Source organism: Kineococcus indalonis (genome assembly GCF_009906395.1).
Taxonomy (GTDB): Bacteria; Actinomycetota; Actinomycetes; order Actinomycetales; family Kineococcaceae; genus Kineococcus; species Kineococcus indalonis.
Window position 1 is genome coordinate 1 of sequence record NZ_JAAALM010000424.1, and the last position, 3,587, is coordinate 3,587.

The window sequence follows — 3,587 nt, forward strand, 5'->3', positions numbered from 1 at the left end:
CGACGGTCCCCGACCCCGCCCGCCGCGCCGCCGCGCTCGGCGTGCGCGACCGGGTGGAGACGGTCCTGACCTCCTTCCTCGAGGACCAGCGGCGGGTGCTGGGCGAGCTCGGCGACGACTGCGAGCCGCTGCTGGAGGCGGTGACGACGCTGCTGGCCGGCGGCAAGCGGCTGCGCCCGGCGTTCTGCTACTGGGGCTTCCGCGGCGCCGGCGGCGGCACGCCGGACGAGTCGGAGGCGGGCGTGGTCACGGCGGCGGCGGCGCTGGAGCTGTTCCAGGCCGCGGCGCTGCTGCACGACGACGTCATGGACGACTCCGACACCCGCCGCGGCAAGCCGGCCGCGCACCGCTGGTTCGCGGGGCTGCACGCCGGCGCCGGCTGGTCCGGCAGCGCCGAGCGCTTCGGCCTGGCCGGGGCGGTGCTGGCCGGGGACCTGTGCCTGGCGTGGAGCGACGAGCTGTACTGGCGGGCCCCGCTGGCGCCGGAGGCCCTGCGCCGCGGCCGGCGGGTGTTCGAGACGATGCGCACCCAGCTGATGGGCGGGCAGTACCTGGACATGCTGGAGCAGGCCTCCTCCGAGCGCCTCGGCCCGGAGGGCGCGGTGCAGCGGGCCCGGCGGGTGGTGCGCTTCAAGAGCGCGAAGTACTCCGTGGAGCACCCGCTGCTGCTGGGGGCGACGCTGGCGGGGGCGCCGGAGGGCCTGCTGGCGGACCTGTCGCGCTTCGGCCTGGCGCTGGGCGAGGCCTTCCAGCTGCGCGACGACGTCCTGGGCGTGTTCGGCGACCCCGCCGAGACGGGCAAGCCCGCCGGGGACGACCTGCGCGAGGGCAAGCGCACGGTGCTGGTGGCGCTGGCGGTGCAGGCGGCCTCCCCCGCGCAGGCGGCGGTGGTCTCCCGGCACCTGGGCGACCCGGCGCTGGACGCGGACGGCGTGGCGCGGCTGCGGCAGGTGCTGCTGGACACCGGCGCCCTGGACGGCGTGGAGCGGATCATCGGCGAGCAGGTGGACGTGGCCTGCAGCACCCTGGACGCCGCGCCGCTGACGGAACCGGCGCGCGCGGCCCTGCACGAGCTGGTCGTCGCCGCCACGAGCAGGAGGTCCTGATGACCGGGTTGACGCGTGCGCTGGACTGGCTGCCGGGGCGCACCCGGCGGGTGGAGGGGCGCACCGACGACGTCGTCGTGGTGGGCGCGGGCCTGGCGGGGCTGTCGGCGGCGATGCGGCTGGCCGCGGCCGGGCGCAACGTCACCGTGCTGGAGCGCGAGGACGTCCCCGGCGGGCGCGCCGGGCTGTCGGTGAAGGACGTGCCCGACGGGCAGTACCGCTTCGACACCGGCCCGTCGGTGCTGACGATGCCGGACCTGATCGCCGACTGCTTCGACGCCCTGGGCGAGGAGGTGGGCGACTGGCTGGACCTGCGGCCGGTGGACCCGCTGTACCGCGGCACGTTCGCCGACGGCTCGCGGCTGGAGGTCTCCGCCGACGTCGAGCGCACCGCGCAGGCGATCGCGCAGCTGTGCGGGCCGGCGGAGGCCGACGGCTACCGGCGCTTCGTCGCGCACGTCGGGGACCTGTACCGCTACGAGATCCGCGACTTCATCGACTCCAACATCGACACGCCCCTGGACCTGCTCAAGCCGAACCTGGTGCGGCTGCTGGCCGCCGGCGGGTTCCGCAAGATGGCCCCCGAGGTCGGCAAGTACCTCAAGGACCCGCGCACGCAGCGCATGTTCTCCTTCCAGGCGCTGTACGCGGGGATGTCGCCGTACGACGCGCTGGCGCTGTACTCGGTGATCGCGTACATGGACACCGTCGCGGGGGTGTTCTTCCCGAAGGGCGGGATGCACGCCATCCCCACGGCGATGGCCGCGGCGGCGGAGAAGCACGGCGTGCAGTTCCACTACGGCACCGAGGTGGCCCGGGTGGAGCGCACGGGCCGGCGCGCCACGGGCGTGGTCACCACCGACGGGCGCCGCTTCGCCGCGGACGCCGTCGTGCTCAACCCGGACCTGCCGGTGGCCCACCGCGACCTGCTGGGCACCGACCCGTGGCGGGTGAAGCACCTGACGTACTCGCCGTCCTGCTACCTGATGCACGTGGGCTCCAGCGCTGACTACCCGGACCCGGTGCACCACTCCATCCACTTCGGCGCGGCCTGGGAGCAGGTCTTCGAGGAGCTGGTCGACGGCCGGCTGATGAGCGACCCGTCGATCCTTGTCTCGCGCCCCACCGTCTCCGACCCGGGCCTGGCCCCACCGGGCAAGCACGTCTACTACGTGCTCTTCCCGACGCCGTCGCTGGCGGCGGGCTCCTCCCCCGTCGACTGGGACCGGCTGGCCCCGCGCTACCGCGAGCACGTCATGGGCGTGCTCGCCGAGCGCGGCTACCCGGGCTTCTCCGACGCCGTGGAGGCCGAGGACGTCATCACGCCGGCGGACTGGGAGCGCCAGGGCATGGCCGCCGGGGCGCCGTTCGCGTCCTCGCACGCCTTCCGGCAGACCGGGCCGTTCCGGCCGGGCAACCTGTGGGGCGAGAACGTCGTCTTCGCGGGCTCGGGCACGCAGCCGGGCGTCGGGGTGCCGATGGTGCTGGTCTCCGGCCGCCTGGCGGCCGAGCGCGTCACCGGCCCGGTGCCCGGGTACCGTTCGCGCGCATGGCGCTGAAACCCCCGGCCCACGCCCCCCTGCCGCGCAGCAGCGCCCGCGCCCTGGACGAGGCCGCGCGCACGGACCCGGAGCTGCACGACGCCGGGCTGCGCGCGGCGTTCGAGTCCTGCCGGCTCCTGCACGCCGAGCACGGCAAGACGTACTACCTGGCCACGCTGCTGCTGCCGCCGGCCAAGCGGCCCTACGTGTGGGCGCTGTACGGCTTCGCCCGCTACGCCGACGAGTTCGTCGACTCCCTCACCGACCCCGACCCCGCCGCCCTGGTGGACTGGTCCGACGCCTTCCTCAAGGCGTTGGACTCCGGCGGTCCCGAGGACCCGGTGGGGCGGGCGATGGCCACCACGATGCGCCGCTGGGACATCCCCCGCGAGCACGTCGAGGCGTTCCTGACCTCGATGCGCATGGACATCACCGAGACCGGCTACGCCACCTACGAGGACCTGCGCCGGTACGTCTACGGCTCCGCGGCGGTCATCGGCCTGCAGATGCTGCCGGTGCTGGAGCCGGTCGCACCGGGCGCGGAGGCGCCGGCGCGGGCGCTGGGCGAGGCGTTCCAGCTGTCGAACTTCATCCGCGACGTCGGCGAGGACCTCGACCGCGGGCGCGTGTACCTGCCGCAGGAGGACCTCGACGCCTTCGGGGTGACCCGCGAGGAGCTGCTGGCCGGCCGCCGCAGCGGCACCACGCCGCCGCGGGTGCGCGAGCTGCTGGCGTTCGAGGTCGCCCGCACCCGCGAGCTGTACGCGCAGGCCGAGCCGGGCATCGCGATGGTGCACCCCACCAGCCGCGACTGCCTGCGCACCGCCTACGAGCTGTACGGCGGGATCCTGGGCGCGGTGGAGGCCGTGGACCACGACGTGCTGGGCCGGCGCGTGCGGGTGGGGCTGCCGCGGCGCCTGGCGGTGGCGCTGCCGGGGCT

General features: G+C 75.3%; 3 protein-coding genes. All 3 read left to right on the forward strand.

The window, feature by feature from the left end; all coding sequences use genetic code 11:
• Positions 1–53 precede the first annotated feature (53 nt).
• Positions 54–1,106: a polyprenyl synthetase family protein gene (locus GTR00_RS16830; RefSeq protein WP_407659719.1), complete on the forward strand. Its 1,053-nt coding sequence runs from the start codon at positions 54–56 to the stop codon at positions 1,104–1,106.
• Positions 1,106–2,665 (forward strand): phytoene desaturase family protein, encoded by a 1,560-nt coding sequence (gene crtI, locus GTR00_RS16835; RefSeq protein ID WP_166612738.1) that lies wholly within the window; start codon positions 1,106–1,108, stop codon positions 2,663–2,665. Before GTR00_RS16830 ends, crtI begins: the two co-directional genes overlap by 1 nt.
• On the forward strand, positions 2,656–3,587 hold a 932-nt coding region (locus GTR00_RS16840), incomplete at its 3' end, for a phytoene/squalene synthase family protein (RefSeq protein WP_166612739.1). The genes crtI and GTR00_RS16840, both read left to right, overlap by 10 nt.

What these genes read in the sequence shown, in the direction of transcription:
- crtI (WP_166612738.1), top strand. Translation starts at nt 1,106, where the DNA reads ATGACCGGGTTGACGCGTGCGCTGGACTGGCTGCCGGGGCGCACCCGG.